This window comes from Streptomyces sp. CB02400 (assembly GCF_001905725.1).
Lineage (GTDB): Bacteria > Actinomycetota > Actinomycetes > Streptomycetales > Streptomycetaceae > Streptomyces > Streptomyces atrovirens.
Genome location: NZ_LIWB01000032.1, coordinates 21,320 through 36,362 on the forward strand (window position 1 = coordinate 21,320; position 15,043 = coordinate 36,362).

At 69.5% G+C, this 15,043-nt stretch carries 13 protein-coding genes and 5 pseudogenes; 8 read left to right on the forward strand and 10 right to left on the reverse strand.

Annotated features, from left to right (window positions below; genetic code table 11):
- Positions 1-776: 776 nt before the first annotated feature.
- The 4 genes from AMK33_RS39185 to AMK33_RS42335 all read left to right on the forward strand — a co-directional run bounded on the left by AMK33_RS39185 (position 777) and on the right by AMK33_RS42335 (position 3,403).
- Complete coding sequence (locus tag AMK33_RS39185) at positions 777-1,394, forward strand: dirigent protein (protein ID WP_073938025.1); 618 nt, start codon at positions 777-779, stop codon at positions 1,392-1,394.
- Positions 1,395-1,636: 242 nt separating this feature from the next.
- Positions 1,637-2,149: a hypothetical protein gene (locus AMK33_RS39190; RefSeq protein ID WP_073938014.1), complete on the forward strand. Its 513-nt coding sequence runs from the start codon at positions 1,637-1,639 to the stop codon at positions 2,147-2,149.
- 134 nt (positions 2,150-2,283) lie between these two features.
- Positions 2,284-2,676 carry a hypothetical protein gene (locus tag AMK33_RS39195; RefSeq protein WP_201263166.1) on the forward strand — a complete coding sequence of 131 codons (393 nt, stop codon included), beginning with the start codon at positions 2,284-2,286 and terminating at the stop codon, positions 2,674-2,676.
- Positions 2,677-3,097: 421 nt separating this feature from the next.
- Positions 3,098-3,403 (forward strand): hypothetical protein, encoded by a 306-nt coding sequence (locus tag AMK33_RS42335; protein ID WP_143203913.1) that lies wholly within the window; start codon positions 3,098-3,100, stop codon positions 3,401-3,403.
- Positions 3,404-3,599: 196 nt separating this feature from the next.
- Here AMK33_RS42335 and AMK33_RS39200 read toward each other — a convergent pair.
- The 5 genes and pseudogenes from AMK33_RS39200 to AMK33_RS39220 all read right to left on the reverse strand — a co-directional run.
- A pseudogene (locus tag AMK33_RS39200) lies at positions 3,600-4,259 on the reverse strand (zinc-binding dehydrogenase); the annotation flags it as partial.
- A gap of 298 nt (positions 4,260-4,557) precedes the next feature.
- A complete protein-coding gene (locus AMK33_RS39205) occupies positions 4,558-4,995 on the reverse strand; it encodes a DUF2255 family protein (protein ID WP_201263167.1) in 438 nt (145 codons plus the stop codon).
- 98 nt (positions 4,996-5,093) lie between these two features.
- On the reverse strand, positions 5,094-5,861 hold the full coding sequence (locus AMK33_RS39210) for a glucose 1-dehydrogenase (protein WP_073938015.1): 768 nt from the start codon (positions 5,859-5,861) through the stop codon (positions 5,094-5,096).
- 103 nt (positions 5,862-5,964) lie between these two features.
- Positions 5,965-6,368: pseudogene (locus tag AMK33_RS39215) on the reverse strand ((R)-mandelonitrile lyase).
- A 70-nt stretch (positions 6,369-6,438) separates the two neighbouring features.
- The gene (locus AMK33_RS39220) at positions 6,439-6,645 is read right to left on the reverse strand and encodes a carboxymuconolactone decarboxylase family protein (protein ID WP_235618347.1); all 207 of its coding nucleotides are present in this window, start codon (positions 6,643-6,645) and stop codon (positions 6,439-6,441) included.
- 326 nt (positions 6,646-6,971) lie between these two features.
- Between AMK33_RS39220 and AMK33_RS39225 the strand changes: the two genes are divergently transcribed.
- A complete protein-coding gene (locus AMK33_RS39225) occupies positions 6,972-7,886 on the forward strand; it encodes a helix-turn-helix transcriptional regulator (protein ID WP_073938016.1) in 915 nt (304 codons plus the stop codon).
- A 520-nt stretch (positions 7,887-8,406) separates the two neighbouring features.
- Here the strand turns inward: AMK33_RS39225 and AMK33_RS39230 are convergent.
- Together AMK33_RS39230 and AMK33_RS39235 are read right to left on the reverse strand one after the other, a co-directional pair.
- Positions 8,407-9,513, reverse strand: coding sequence for a hypothetical protein (locus AMK33_RS39230; RefSeq protein ID WP_073938017.1), 1,107 nt, complete (start codon positions 9,511-9,513; stop codon positions 8,407-8,409).
- Positions 9,514-9,821: 308 nt separating this feature from the next.
- A complete protein-coding gene (locus AMK33_RS39235; RefSeq protein ID WP_235618348.1) occupies positions 9,822-10,940 on the reverse strand; it encodes an endonuclease domain-containing protein in 1,119 nt (372 codons plus the stop codon).
- Positions 10,941-11,595: 655 nt separating this feature from the next.
- On the opposite strand from AMK33_RS39235, the gene AMK33_RS39245 reads away from it, so the two are divergent.
- A complete protein-coding gene (locus AMK33_RS39245) occupies positions 11,596-12,405 on the forward strand; it encodes an IS5 family transposase (RefSeq protein WP_107425366.1) in 810 nt (269 codons plus the stop codon).
- A 162-nt stretch (positions 12,406-12,567) separates the two neighbouring features.
- On the opposite strand, the gene AMK33_RS44525 is transcribed toward AMK33_RS39245, so the two are convergent.
- Entirely contained in the window at positions 12,568-12,855 is a 288-nt protein-coding gene (locus tag AMK33_RS44525) for a hypothetical protein (RefSeq protein WP_235618349.1), read from the reverse strand.
- A 154-nt stretch (positions 12,856-13,009) separates the two neighbouring features.
- Between AMK33_RS44525 and AMK33_RS42040 the strand changes: the two are divergent.
- A pseudogene (locus tag AMK33_RS42040) lies at positions 13,010-13,144 on the forward strand (transcriptional repressor LexA); the annotation flags it as partial.
- Between the two features lie 84 nt (positions 13,145-13,228).
- Here the strand turns inward: AMK33_RS42040 and AMK33_RS44530 are convergent.
- Both AMK33_RS44530 and AMK33_RS39255 read right to left on the reverse strand, forming a co-directional pair.
- A pseudogene (locus tag AMK33_RS44530) lies at positions 13,229-13,533 on the reverse strand (hypothetical protein); the annotation flags it as partial.
- 9 nt (positions 13,534-13,542) lie between these two features.
- Positions 13,543-14,446: pseudogene (locus AMK33_RS39255) on the reverse strand (IS982 family transposase).
- A gap of 70 nt (positions 14,447-14,516) precedes the next feature.
- Between AMK33_RS39255 and AMK33_RS39260 the strand changes: the two are divergent.
- Positions 14,517-14,906 carry a hypothetical protein gene (locus AMK33_RS39260; RefSeq protein ID WP_073938020.1) on the forward strand — a complete coding sequence of 130 codons (390 nt, stop codon included), beginning with the start codon at positions 14,517-14,519 and terminating at the stop codon, positions 14,904-14,906.
- The last annotated feature ends 137 nt before the right edge of the window (positions 14,907-15,043 follow it).

Genomic DNA, 15,043 nt, shown 5'->3' on the forward strand with positions numbered 1-15,043 from the left:
GACGCAACCGACCAGTACGGAGCCCACCGCATGCCAAAGGGCACAGAGCGCCTGAAAGCTTTCCTACGGGTCATTGAACTCGGGTACGGCGATCGCCTGACCCATTCCCATGACGTCTGCACGCGCTCGCAGTTGGCGGCGCACAGCGGTGTCGGCTACAGCCATCTGCCGCGCCGTCTGCCCGGCTGGTTCAGGGAAGCAAGGCTCGGCGAGGAAGAGATACGGCGACAACTCGCGGGGAACGCGATGCGGTTCCTGGGTCTGGACCGGCCGTTCGCGGCACCGGACGCCACGCGCACCTGTCTCCCCCTCCTGACGCGCCGAAACAGCCGGCCTGTCCGCCCGGCCGGCTCTGGCAAGCCGGCCGGGCGGCGCGCAGCCGGCTTTCAGACGATCAGGACCCGGCGTTCGTCCGCGTGCCCTGACGGACCCGCCACACGCGAGGCCTCTCCCCTTCACCCCGGGAAATGCACCCTAATGGCCCCATTGCCGTCCTTCTGCTGAGCACGTCGCCGCGGCCGCCATTAGCGTTTCCGCCAGACGGAGGGCCCGTCATGAACGAACTCGGACGAGATGCGTCACCACCAGGGTGAGCGTGACGAGGGTTCCCGGTGATTCCGCGGGTCTTCTCGTACGTTCTCGCCCACGGCCCCGGGAACCGCCCGGGTGCCCCTCCCTCCGTCAACCGACCCGACACGTCACCGTCCGGCCTCGTCGACTTCGGACGAAGCCCGGCGGCACTGGCCCTGTTCATTCCCACAAACACGGAGGCGACCATGGGCTTCGCCGGCCGACCCTTCATATTCTTCGCCGTTGCGGTTCTCGGCTGTTCTGCCGGGCTCACCCTCATCGGGCCCGCGTCGGCCGACGCGGTCCCCCCGGAGACAGCCCCGGCTGCGGCACCCCGCCCTGACGACGGCTCCTCGGCGAAGAGCCGCGCCATCCGCGTAGAAGCTCGGCTGCACGTCGGCGAAGAGCTCGATCTGGGGGCGGCGGGTCGCAGTGTCGGCGACCAGTTCGTCTTCAGCGGGAACCTGACGTCGACCGAGGGACGCGAGGAACGCGTCGTCGGGCGCATCGGTGGGTTCTGCGTCATCACCGACCTCGAACGCAACGCGGGACAGTGCGCGTCGACCGCGGTGCTGCCGGAAGGTCAGATCACCGTTCAGGGCGAGCAAGCCGGAATTCCGGTACCGGTTCCGGTCGTCAACGCGATCACCGGAGGCACCGGGGAGTTCCGTCGGGCTCATGGTCAGGTGACGCAGCGGGTGTTGACGCCGGCGACCTGGCAACTCACGTTCGAACTCTCCGACGTGCGGCCGCACCGGACCGAGGACGGTCGCGGTCCGGCCGAGGCGCCGACGCCCGTGCGTCCGTCCTTCCCCGGCAAGTAGCCGCGTCGAGTGGTACCGACGCCGCCCGGGACGCGGTGACGGGAACAACCGTTCCGACCCGCACCAGGCATCGGACAGTCCCGTCACAGGCCCTTCCTGGTCGTCTTTCCCTGAGCCACCAGGCGGAGGGGCGTCATTCGGACCGGTGCCAGCACAGCCCCGGTCGACCGTGAGGCGCGCCGGTTCGAAGACGGTGCGCAGCACCTCGGGAACACGCACCCATCACCACACGTGGAGACGTCGTGATCAAGAACTTCCGTACGCTCACAGGCTGGGGTGTCGTCGTGGCGGCCACCGCCACGGCCGTCACGGCCACGATCGGCGCAACCGCCGGTGGCCCTCCGAACCCGTCGCCGACCGACCCGCAGGCCCGCCCGACGGCCGGTCAGGGGAAGGAAACGCAGACCGAGCCCCGGCCAGCGGAGCGCCGGCGGATCGCCTCGTCGGTCCTGGACGAGGACTACAAGTTCACACTCACCGCTCTGAGGTCGCGGACCGACCCGCTCGCGGCATCCGTGCGCCTCCAGGTCTTCACCTTCGAGAACGGCGCGTGGAGGGAATCGGACCGTGCTCTGGTCGGCAAGGCGGATTCCTGGTTCTGGTTCCCGCTGACCGGCCGCCACGCGGTGTGCGAGTTCTCCACCTCCGGTGCGGAACCCGCACCGGTTGCCGTCAGCGTGCTGATCACGCCATCGATCGGCTGCTCACCGACCGAGAACTTCCGCATCGACAACGGCCGGATCGTCCCTGTCTGACAACGGCCTCGGCAGGCGACTGCTCACCCGTGCGAAGGCACTGGAGGAGCTCGCCTCCGTGCCGACCCGCGCCACGGAGATCAAGCCGGCCCGTTGATTCCCTGCGGGCGTTCGCCGAAGTCGACCGCGCCACCATGGGACCCGAACGTCTCGCCACCGAACTCGGCAGCTACGCCCGGCTCCACAGTTACGCGCCCGTACCGGCCGTGCGGCAGCGGCAGCGGCAGCGGCAGCGGCAACAGCCCTTCCCCGAACCAATGCAAGAAGGCTGGCGCCAGCGTTACCCGTTCTCTCTCCCCCGCCTCCTGTTCGTCCTCGACGGCACCGGCCCCACAGGCGTTGAAACCCGCATCCACGCCCTACGGGCAGCAGCCCGCGATGTGGCGCTGGCCGCCTTCCTGCGCGAGGTTCCCGTCCTCGCGGCCCCCATGACCGACCTCCTCCAGCATGGCCCCGCCGAACCTATCTGGCGCCCCGTCACCCACCCCGACCACCAGGTCGACTGGATGCACACACGGACCCCCTGACCGCCGTGGTCAGGACTACGGTCAGGCATTGCACAGACCCCGACCACCACTACCAGGCCCCGACCATGAGGCCTGCCACAGCAGGTCAACGCCGCGCGCAGACCATTGCGCAGCCGAGCCCACAGCAACTGCGCAGCCGCACCTCCGGCACGACCACCGGCTGCGCAACGCGTCCGCCAGATGCCGAACACTCCCGCGGGTACGGGGAACAGTCGGTGTTCACGATGCGCTGGCCGACGGGCCCGGGACCATCCCCCGCCGGTGCAGGGAGCAGCAGCCCACCCAGGTCGGCGCCTTCGGGTTGGGGGCCATCCCCGCCGCTCGGGTCGAGATCCTCGATGCCGGCAGGGCGGCCGCCGTTTAACGGCGTCGTGCCGACAGCGAACAGTGCCGACAACGGGTCCTCACCGTCCTGGCCACGATGCGCAAGAACCGCCAGGCCCTCTCCGACGCGGAGATCACCCGCCGGGCCGCCGTCAACCCGCAGTATCTTCAACGCCACCGCGACCTCAAAGCGGAAGCCGAGACCGTCCGCGCCCACTTCGCACAAGACCGACCCCGGGCGGCGGCAGCAGCCACCGCCCGACAAGCGGAGACTGCAATGAAGACGCTTCGCAACGTCAACCAGCGGCTGATAGTGGAAAACAGTCGGCTGATCTCGGCCGATTGTCCGCAGCCAACCCAGACGTCCGCAACCGTCTTCGTCCGCGCGCCGCCCACGGTTTGAAGCCAGGAGCGCCGATGTCCCCTGTCGTTCAATCGAGGGCGGGGAGGTGGCGCTTCTTCCAGCGCGGGAGACCGTGACCTCCGGCCTCACGGCATCGTACGGCACGGACATGGTGCGTCTGTCGCGGTGGTCCCTTGCTTCGGCCGCCGGGCCGGGGGGCGTGATTGCCCCTTCCGGCCCGTGGTCTCCCGGGCGGTCAGGGTTTGACGAGGACCTTGAGGCTCTTGCGGTCGGCCATGTCCTGGTAGCCGACGGGAATGCCGTCGAGGTCGGTAATGGCATCGAAGACCTTCCCGGGCTGGATGCTCCCGTTGAGGATGTCGGGCATCAGTTCCTCAATGTAGGCGCGGACCGGCGCGGGGCCTCCGGCCAAGCGGATGTTGCGGCCGAAGAGGCTGCCGAAACCGACCGATGCCTCTTCATACTGCGGGACGCCGACGCGGCTGATGACACCGCCAGGGCGGACCACGCCGAGGGCCTGCTCATAGGCGGGCATGTGGCCGACGGCTTCGATGACCACGTGCGTGCCATGCCCGCCGGTCAGCTCACGCACCGCCTCGATGCCTTCCTCGCCACGGGCGGCGACGGCGTCGGTGGCGCCGAACTCTCGGCCGAGGTCGGTGCGCGCCTGGTGGCGTCCCATGAGAATGATCTGCTCGGCGCCGAGGCGCTTGGCCGAGAGCACCGCCAGCAGGCCGACGGCGCCGTCGCCGATCACGGTGACGCGGGAGCGCTCGTTGACCCCTCCCATGAGGGCGGCGTGGTAGCCGGTGCCGAGGACGTCCGAGAGCGTCAGCAGGGAGGGGACGAGTGCGGAGTCCGCGGTGACGGGGAGTTTGACGAGGGTGCCGTCGCTGGCGGTCTCCCAGCAGGCGGTGCGTCTCGGCGGTGTCGGCCAAGGGAAGAACTGTGGAGATGCGTGGTGTCAGCCAGCCATTCTCGATGCCCTCGGTCACCGCGTTGACGCGGGCAAGCGGGTCCTCACGGATTTGCGTGAAGTGCCACAGGTCGCCGCTGGCCAGGGACAGCGAGCGTTCCATCAGTGTGTTGAGTGACGCCCCGAGGATGAGGCCGGCGCCGTGCCCGTGGGTCAGACGCGTGGGCACCTGCCTGACGGACCGCTTCTGCTTTCTCCTCGGTTGACCCCGTCCCGATCAGCGGGCGCCCAGGCGGCCTGGCAGTCCCCAGGCGGGCGGCTGTGGGGCGGGATGCCGCTCTATGGGGTGGGGGCGACGCGGACGGTCGCCGAGCGGGGCCCACGCTGGAGCATCGGCCCCAGATACGGGCTGGGGGGCGTACTTGGTGCGGTAGGCGTCATCGACCGCGTCGAGGACGGAGTCGTCGGCGGAGGCGAAGCTCACCTCGTACTCGGTGCCGGCGATACGGATGCGTCCGCCCTGCTGCGACATCGCGGCCCGGTACCAGCGGGAGCCGGGGCCGTTGTAGGGGCGGACGCAGAGGTCACCGCCCGCGACGACGGACCAGATCCAGGTCGGTGTGCCGTAGGTGGTCCCGTCCTCGCGGAACGGGGAAATGTACAGGTCGTCGGCGGATGCGAACGAGTGCAATCGCTCCTGATCCCAGGCGCTCATGGTGGTCTCCGTATCCGGTCGGGGACGGCCCGGCCCCGGGGCGCGGCGGTTCGCGCGTAACCGCACCCCGGCCGGGAGCCCGATTCGGGGCGTCGGTTTCAGTGGGTGGTGTACCCGCCGTCGACGGGCAGGGCGACACCGATCACGAAGCTCGCGCCGGGGCTGCACAGCCACAGCGCGGCGGCGGCAACTTCCTCGGCCTGGCCGAGGCGCCCGATGGGCTGCTGGCTCATGATCTCGGCCATGGCCTCGGCCTGGCCCTCGAGCATGTCGGCGACCATCGGGGTCTCGATCACGCCGGGACAGACAGCGTTGATGCGGATGCCCTTGGGCGCGTACTCGACCGCGGCGCTCTTGGTCAGACCGATCACACCGTGCTTGGACGCGTGGTACGCGGCGCGCTCGGGCAAGCCGACCAGCCCGCCCAGCGAGGAGCAGTTGACGATCGCGCCGGAGCCCTGGGTACGCATCTGGCGTAGCTCGTGCTTCTGGGCAGCCCACACACCGCGCAGGTTGACGGCATTGACGCGGTCGAACTCCTCAGCGCTCTCGTCGGCGGCGTCCGAGGGCGGGGCCTGGATACCGGCGTTGTTGAACGCCATGTCCAGGCGGCCGTAGGTGTCCACCGCGCTCTGGACCATGGCGGCGGCCTGGTCCTCGTCGGTGACGTCGCACACCACGCCGATGGCCTGGTGACCGGCGTCCGTGAGTTCCTTCGCTGCGTTCTCGACGGCGTCCTTGTTGACGTCGGCCAGCACGACGGCGGCGCCGGCCTGGGCGAAGGCACGGGCGGCAGCCAGGCCCATGCCGGAGGCGGCACCGGTGACCAGGGCGACCTGCCCCTCGAAGTTGTACTGCGGGTTCATGACGGGGTGTCCAATCTTCATGCGGGGCACGGGGGCTGGGGCCTCGTGCAGGGTGTTCGTTCAGGCTGCGGCTTCCCCCTCAGCGGGGGCACGCCCGGGCAGGTCAGGGGGTGGGGGTGGGGCGGCGCGGGCCGACGTACTCGGCGTCGGTGACGTGCTCCAGCCAGTCGGCTTCGTCGCCCTCCCACAGCGCGATGTGCGCCATGAACCGGTCCGGGGCCGCGCCGTGCCAGTGCTCCTCACCGGCCGGCGTGAAGATCACGTCCCCGGGACGGGCTTCGACTATGTCGCCGCCGCGGGACCGGATGAGGGCGATGCCCTCCACGATGTAGAGGGTCTGGCCCAGGCGTGGGAGTGCCAGGCAGTGCGGGCGCCGGGCGCGAAGCGCACCATGTTCGCCCGTGCCCGGGAGGGATCCTCACCGCGGTAGATCACATCCGCCCAGGCATCCCCGGTGAACATCTCCGCCGGAAGCTTGGCTGTCGCCGGAGGCTGGCTGATCTCCATGATGGTCTCTCTTGCACACGTTCTGTCGCGGCTCGGCCACACATGGGTGAGGGTGGAGGCGTGGGACAGGTCAGTCGTCGGCCAGGACGCTACGGGCGACCGTGAGCGCGGACACGGCCTTGGGCCATCCGGCGTAGAACACCAGGTGCGTGACCGTCGCGATCAGCTCCTCGTCGCTGAGCCCGTTCTCCCGGGCCTTGCCCAGGTGGAAGGCGAGCTGTTCGCTGCTGCCGCTGGTGATCTGCGCTCGCGCGGGGACAGGTCGGCGTCCTCCCACACCTGCCCGAACAGCACGTCCTCGCTGTATCCCGCCAGTGCGGGGACAAGATCCCCGAACTGCTGACGCGACCCCTCGGGCCGCTTGTCTTCCGCCATCACCGGCTCCTTTCCGTCTGGATGCCCCAGGTGTCTCCCTGCGACGGCGAAGAGGGGCGCCGGTCTCCGTTCCGTCCCGCCTTCCCGGTGTGCGCCACTGGAGGGGCGGGCGGCCTTTGCTGGCCTGCCACCGATGAAACGGCAGGTCACGGGCGCACGGAAGGACCCGTTGATACGTGTACTGACAGGACACCCCTCACGCGCGGGGATCGTCGTAGCCTCGAACGCATGGACAACCGAGGCGAGGTCCGCGAGTTCCTCACCAGCCGCCGCGCCAAGATCACCCCACAGCAGGCCGGCCTGCCCGCCGCCGGGCACCGGCGCGTGAAAGGGCTGCGCCGTGAAGAGGTCGCGATGCTCGCCGGAGTCAGCGCCGAGTACTACGCCCGCATGGAGCGCGGCAACCTCTCCGGAACCTCCGAAGCCGTCCTGGACTCCCTCGCCCGCGCCCTCCAGCTCGACGAATCCGAACGCGCCCACCTGATGGACCTGGCCCGCACCGCCAGCACCACCCGCCGGCCCGCCCGTCGCCGCACCGCCCAGCCCGTCCGCCCCGCCCTGCAACAGCTCCTCAACGCGATGACCGAGGCACCCGCCTTCATCCGCAACGGCCGCCTCGACATCCTCGCCACCAACCGACTCGGCAAAGCCCTGTACTGGCCCCTGTTCCAGGACCCGGCCCGACCGGTCAACATGGCCCGCTACCAGTTCCTCAACCCCGGCGCCGCCGAATACATGACCGAACTGGACCAGCAGAGGGCCGCCGCCGCGGCCCTCCTGCGAACCGAAGCAGGCCAGGACCCCCACAACCGCGAACTCAGCGACCTCATCGGTGAACTCTCCACCCGCAGCGAGGACTTCCGCACGCTATGGGCCGCACACAACGTGCGCCTGCACCACACCGGCCTCAAACGCTTCCACCACCCCGCCGTCGGCGACCTCACCCTCACCTTCGAGGCCCTGCCCGTCCCCACCGACCCCGGCCTGACCCTCACCGCACTGAGCGCCGAGCCCGGCACCCCATCGGCCGACGGCCTCAAACTACTCACCAGCTGGGCCGCCATACACGACCAGCCCTATCAGCCGGACAACGAACCCACCAGCGACCGACACGCGACACACCAGCCTGCGCCCGGTGCTTGAAACGCTGTGCCCAACGGCCGCGGGCCCAACGCATCCAATGCCGGCCCGACGCTCGCCGTCACCTCAATGAGCGGCGATGATCCACGTGATGGACACGTCTCCCACCGCCGAGCACGCCGGGCAGCTCATCGGCCATGGCCAAGCCGCCGCCACGGGACAGAGGCAGGCACGAAGGCCACCACCACTCAACACGGCCACATATTGACCACCCGGGGCACAGTCGCTGCTCCGCCCCGGGCAGATCCGCGGTTCGCTCCCCAGCCGATCAATGTTCTGCCCCACAGGTTTGACTCCACGTGGCCTGCGACGATGGCAGCACTTGGTGCGCAGAACCAGCCCTACCGGGAGAGTGCCGAGATCACGCGTCTCGTCCTCAACGAGTCGGTACTGGTTGTGTTCATGAGAACGGTCAGCAGATGTCCACCACTTCGGGAGGCACCACCGTCTGGCGCTGTTCGACTGCGGAGGCACGATCACCTGACAGGTCGGAGGCTGAGCGTCGGCGTCTTCTGCCGGCTGATCAGAAGAGACGTGCACGTGTCCTGTGTGAGGTTCTCAGGATCTCGCGCAGCCACTGGCTGCGGACGGCTGGTAGCCGGACCAGGGTGTACCAGAAAATTCCCGGGTCGGGTCTGAAGAGGCTGCAGGGGTGCGGTGCGGGCGGATCGTCGCGTAGGACGCCGTCGGGCATGACGCCCGACGCGGGGGCGGGCAGGTGCGGCTCGGGGAAAGCCAACCACCACCACACCCCGAACGGCAGGGGCACCGGGGGTGCCGAGGCGGCCGGGCCGGGCGGGGCCCAGGTCTCCCCCGTTTGCGGATGGACCGGCACGATGAGGATGTCGACGTCCGCGTCGGGGGCGGGCAGCCCCGGTCCGGCCAGAACGGCGCGCCTCGCCGGCGGACCTGCGGGCAGCAGGGTGTCGAGGACACGTTGGAACACCTCCTCGGTCAGGCCGTCCGGGACGGTCACCGACCGGCCCTCCGACGCCGTCAGCAGATGGGCGAGCGCCCGGCCGGCCGCCGCCTCCCACCGCGGGCTCCAGGACCACCAGTGGTTCAATCCCAGCCGTGGTCCGTCCCAGGCGGTGATCGGCTCGAACGGAGGCGTGCCCTTTCCCTGCGCCGCCAGCTCCGCCCAGGAAAGCGGTGCGGCGTCGGTGCCGTCGACTCGGCGGCGGCGCACGGCGTCAGGGGCGAGCCACACCGTCTGCCAGAGCGAGCAGTCGTCGATCCTGCTCGCCACGGGCAGGCCGCACGTCTCGCAGGCCAAGTTGGGGCCGTCAGCTCCGTCGAGGCCGCAGCAGTAGCCACCGCACTTCTCCGGGATCAGCACGGTGCCGCGGACATCTCCGGGCGCGATGACGATCGCGCCCGGCGGGCCGTCGGACAGGACGTGGACCGGCGCGTAGATGCCGCGCGCGGCCAGCTCGTCCGGATCGATCTCCTCCCACCTCCGCCACGGCGGCCCCGAGGGCTCCGGCTCCACGGCGAACGTGCCCGGCTCCATAAGGACCGGGAGCTGAATCGCGTTCCCGTACTTCTGATGGGCGTGGGCCGGCAGGACCACCTGGGACAGCGGGGCGGTCAGCTCGGCATCGCACCCCGCACACACGAAGACGAACACATGCCCTCCATTTGGGAAACAGCATCGTCGCAGCTCGGCGGCGGCCGAGCCATGGTGTTTCTCGTCCGCCACGGAACCGGAGCGCCGCCACGCCGTCAACGACGGGTGTCGGCGTCCGCCCTGCGGCTGCCCGCCCCCGTGAGACCTCGGCGGCCACCCCCCGGGAGCACACCTCACGCAGCGTTCAAATCCTCGGTGTGTTGTGGTGCCTCCCGAAGTGGTGGACATCTGCTGTCCGTTCTCATGAACAGAGCCAGTGGTCTCGTCATTATCCGGCCGGCGCTGGTGTCGGGTCTGTCGTTGCCGGCTCAGAAAAGCGCCAGGCCCTCGCCGCTGGTGTCCGCGATGACGGGCCGGAACTGGGCTGGGAGGCCGTCCAGGCGGTCGGGTCCGGCCTCAGCCGCCACGGCAGGGACGGTCTCGGCCAGCCAGGTGCGAAACCGCTCGGCTGCTTCACGGTAGGGAACTCGCGCCAGGACACGGTGCTCGCCGGAGGGGCACAGGTCGACGGCGACGGTGAACAGGCAGGAACCGGGCGCATGGTGGCTGCCGGTCCAGGACACGCGCAGCGCACCGCAGGGTTTACGCCCGCGGGAGCTCCTGGCATCGCGATGGGTCGGGCGCAGTGATCGGCAGGCTATGTGGGCGGTCCATGCGGCGAGGTGGGGCAGGGGCAGGGTGGTGCGTGCGCGGCAGCCGGGGCAGCGGTGCCAGTGGCGGAGCCAGTCGGCGGCGTGGGTGTGGAAGAGACGTGTGTAGTGGTCGGCCACGCGGATGTGGTTGCTGTAGAGGTGGTCGGGTCGTTCCTGTGTGTTGCAGGAGTGGCAGACGGGGGCGCGGACGTAGCCGTGTTCGTGGCAGTGGTCGAGTACGGCGGCGGGTGCGGTGCGGCAGACGGCGCACGTCCACCCGGCCACCTTGCGGGAGATGCCGGGTTTCCTGCTGAGTACCGAGTACAGGTGGCCTTTCAGTTCCTCGTTGTACGGGCGCAGTAGGGCGGTCGGACGGTCGGGACTCGTCGTCTGCGGAACGTCGACGGTTCGGGGCTGCCGGTGGCGGGAGGGCGACTCGGCGACAGTTGCGCCTGCCTGACGGGTTCGCGCGGCTCGCAGCCACCGCGTTTCGGTGTGCTCGGCCACGTCCAGCAGCCTGACCGCAGCGCGCGGCAGCCACCATGTGCTCTGCGTCCGGTCACGGGTTTTCTCCACGAGTATCCGACGCCAGTCGACCCCCGCCAGATGGCAGAGACGGCCGTCAGCCCGCTCGGGTTCGTCCGGTTCCTGCAGTTCCCGGGCGATGCGCCGACGCCACCGCAGCGGCGTTCCCTCATCGTGTTCCGGCTTCGCCCCGTCACGGAACGGACCGATACGGACCAGGTCCCGGCGGTCCATCTCCACCGCGTTCAACTCCGCTGCCGCCCGGCGCACCTCAGCCTCCACAACACTCCACCGGCCGCCGCCGGCCTTCACCGTCGCCACCACACAGCTACCGAGCAGGACGTAACCCGCCTGAGCACGGGCAGGAGAGCCGGTGAACGCCGCAGAAACCGTCGGCACCGCGCTGCCGGCCGTCAAACCGGCCCACAAAACATCCGCGGCACCCAAAGTGATCAGACCGCCCACACGGCCCGCAGTGACACGCTCCGACATACCCACAGGCTAACGACCGACCTCCGCAGCACCGCCCACAGCACCGCCACATCCGTGGCCCCGACGACCACGCGCCCGCAAACCCGCCCCGGCATGAGCAGCCGGGACCAGATCCAAGGCCACCGTCAAGCCACAACCCATACTTTCGACCGGCCCACCGCCTGACTGGCCGTTCTCTATCCGTCCGTATGGTCGGAGGGGTTCGAACAGGGGCCTGGTCCGGGTGAGTCCGCCGGTGCGGGTGCATGAAGGAAGGGCCTCTTGGTAGCTCGCGGTTGTCGAGTCCAGCGAGAGGCAAGAGGCCCTGGTGTCGAAGTGTCGCGTGGTCGTGGTCGCCGAGTCCAGTTCGTCCACTCCTGGGTGTGGCTGTCTCGCTCATCGGTTCGGGAACGCGGCCGACTGGCCGGAGCGTCGGCCCCGGTATGCCTCGGACATGAGCGACGCGGAGTGGGCCCTGGTGCGGGATCTGCTGCCGGTGCCGTCGTGGATGGCGGGCCGGGGCGGTCGGCCGGAGGGCTACTGCCACCGGCAGATGATCGACGCGGTGCGCTACCTGGTCGACAACGGCATCAAATGGAGGGCGATGCCCGCCGACTTCCCGCCGTGGGATCGGGTCTACGCCTTCTTCGCCCGCCGGCGGGACATGGGGCTGGTGGGCGAGCTGCACGACCGGCTGCGTGAGGCCGTCCGTCGGGTTGAGGGCCGCAAGGAGGAGCCGACCGCGGCGGTCGTGGACTCGCAGCCGGTGAAGGCGGACGCCACCGTCACCCATGCCTCGCGGGGTTTCGACGCCGGCAAGAAGATCAACGGACGCAAGCGCCACCTGCTCACCGATACCCTCGGACTCCTTCTGGCCGTGCCGGTCACGCCGACCTCCACGACCGACCTGGAAGCCGCCCGCATCCTGTTGCCCACGGCAAAGAATCACTTCCGGCGGCTGGCGCGGATCTGGGCCGACGGCGGTTGCACCGGCCACCTCACCGACTGGACCAGCCAGTACCTCGGAGCTGTCCTCGACATCGTCCGCCGCAGCGACGACGTCCAGGGTTTCCAGGTCCTGCCCCGCCGCTGGGTCGTCGAGAGATCCTTCGCCCGGCTCCTGCGCAGCCGGCGCCTGGTCCGTGACGACGAACGGCGCACCGACACCAGCGAGGCCGTCGTCCTGTGGTCGATGACCGTGCTCATGAGCCGCCGCCTGTCCGCCCGGCCCCAGCAACCTCTTGCTCCTCTGCGGGCAGCGTGAACCTGCCCGGCTTGTCCTCCACCAGCCAGCCGCCTTCCACCAGCCGTTTCAGCCGGGCCCGCGCCCCTTCGACACGGGAGGCGGACGCGCTGTCCCAGCCCAGCACCACCGCCGCCCGCCGGGCGCCCAGCCCGTCTCCTCCCGCCTCCAGGGCGGCGGCCATCAACGCCTGGTAGCCCACCGACAGCACCTCAATGTCGACCGCGTCCTGGCGGTGGGCACCGCCCGGCGCGGCCCCGTCGGCTTCCGCTGCGGCACGACGGCCACGGCGGGCGCCTCCTCCTCGGCCAGCGCCTCCAGATACTGTTCCAGGCCGATCACCCGGCGCCTGAGTACTTCTTCCGCCTCCGTCAGGGCGGTCCGCACCCGCTCAAGCTCGGCTTCGAGCTCCTCCACCCACACCGCCGCGGCCTTCTGCCGCGCTTCCAACACCGCCCGCATCGACGCCATCCGCCACCCCCCACGACATCTCGGTCAGCAACGGACCGAGACTCCCGCGACAGCTGGGCTCTCATGCCTGACCAGCGGAAACCACACGTGAGGTTCGGAAAGAGAACGACCTCTAGGACCGCCCCCCCGAGGCCGGATCGAGCCGGCGCACGCCATGAACGAAGCCACGAATCCCGAGGGACACAAGCGCTCCCTGCCGGGCCGACCTCCCGGCATCCGAGCGGACAACCCCGGACTCACCGACCACCAGCGCCGCGTCATCAGGCCGTCGATACGCGAGATCGGCCGGGTCGGCGCCGGACCCGCAGTCGAGGATCCACTCCGTGGAACCGTCGACGGACGGGACGAAGCAGGCGGAGACCTGCTGGAGCTACGGCGTGCCCACGGCACCGCGGAAGTACTTGCCGGTGACGATGTTGACCACGTTCAACCAGAAGTCGGGGAGCTTCACGCCGCGCTGGTCGGAGTTGACCAAGCCGTCGCGTCAGCTGGTCATGACGACGTCACGGCGCTCCCAAGCCACCTCGCCGTACGAGGGCACGCCGGGGATGGCGTGGATGCAACTCGATACGCAGTTCCTGGTTCGCCTTGGTTGCCCTTGGGGCGGGACCGCCGTGCCGGACTGCTCGCCGTCCCTGTCGGGTCGTCCGGGGTCGCTTCTCCCGCTAGCTGATCTATTCCAAGGGGTCAGTGACCGTAGGCGCTCGGTGAGCACAGGACGGTTTGTCCGGTCGCTTCGTTGTGCCAGATCGAGGCGGTCAGCGCGAGGATGCGTTGCATGAGGCGTGCTATGACACCGCCGGGTGTGCGCCCTCGGTGCCGTTCGAGGTCAAGCTGTCCCTTGAAGGTCTCGTTGATCGATTCGATGACCTGCCGCAGCGGCTCGAACAGGGCTGCGCCAGGCCGTTCCCGTTCACCTTTACGGGCAGGCCGCAGCAACTGGGCTTCGTGCTCGGACAGTTCGCGTTCGAAACCACGGCCGAAGTAGTTCTTGTCGCCGATGAGAGTCTGTCGGGAGCGCTCTCGCAGAAGCTCGCATTCGGCGGCCAGGAGGTCGAGGAGGGGCTCGCGTTCGTCGGCCTTGGCCCCGGTCAGGACGAAGGCGATGGGCAGGCTCTGAAGGGTGCACACCAGGTGCAGGCGCAGGCCCCAGAAAAAGCGGCTGTGGCTGGCGCAGTAGCCGTACTCGGCCCAGCCTGCCAGGTCGGAGCGTTTGACGGTCTCGCGGGAGTGGCCGTATTCCACCGGGGTGGAGTCCACGACATACGTCGTCGCTCCACACCGAGGTGGTGGTGGCCAGGCTTCGCATCGGACCGGCGGCCTTGCGCAGCCGCTTGTTGTAGCCGGGCTGCTGGGGCAGGCAGGGGAAGAGGTGGCGCAGGCGGGCACGGGCATGGCGGAGCCGTTTGGCCTCGGAGGTGAAGCCGAGTACCGCCTGCATCGTGGCGGGGGGGGTGACCAGTTCGGCATCACTCAGGCGGGGCGTAATGCCGACCGGCGGGCGCCACGGCGCCATGTCGGGACGCTCCTTCAGGATGTCGTCGGCCGTCGCATAGAGTGCTGTCGCGAGGGTGTCCACGTCGTTCGTCACAAAACGATCTTGGACGCCCTCGTTCTCGTCTCCGCAGGCACCCCTTGGACCACACCACCAGGAGGAACCGGTGTCGTACCCGCAACCGCTCACCCCCGAGGAGAAGCTCGCCGACGCGAAGAAGCAGCTGAGCCTCCCGCGTATCGTCGTGATCTGCGGCTCCACCCGCTTCATGACCGAGATGACCGAGGCCGATCTGCGGGAGACCAAAGCCGGAAGGATTGTCGTCAAACCGGCCTGTGACATGAAGTCGCCGCACGAACTTTGGTCCGATCCTGTCGAGGCCGAGGCGCTGAAGGTTCGACTCGACGATCTGCACCGGGCGAAGATCCGGCTCGCTGATGAGGTGCTCGTAGTCGGCGACTACATCGGAGACAGCACCCGAGCCGAAATCGCCTACGCCCGGTCGCTGGGCAAGCCCGTGCGGTTCACGCACCCCGAAGTCGACCCTGACGCCTGACCGCCCGCTGCCACCTCGACAACCAGGGCCGGCAGCCCGCCGCCTGACCGTCTCGCGGTGGCTTCGGCCGCCGCCCACCCCACACCCTCCGCAGGCGTCCCTTGGAATTGATCATCTAGGCCCAATACCGGTGATTT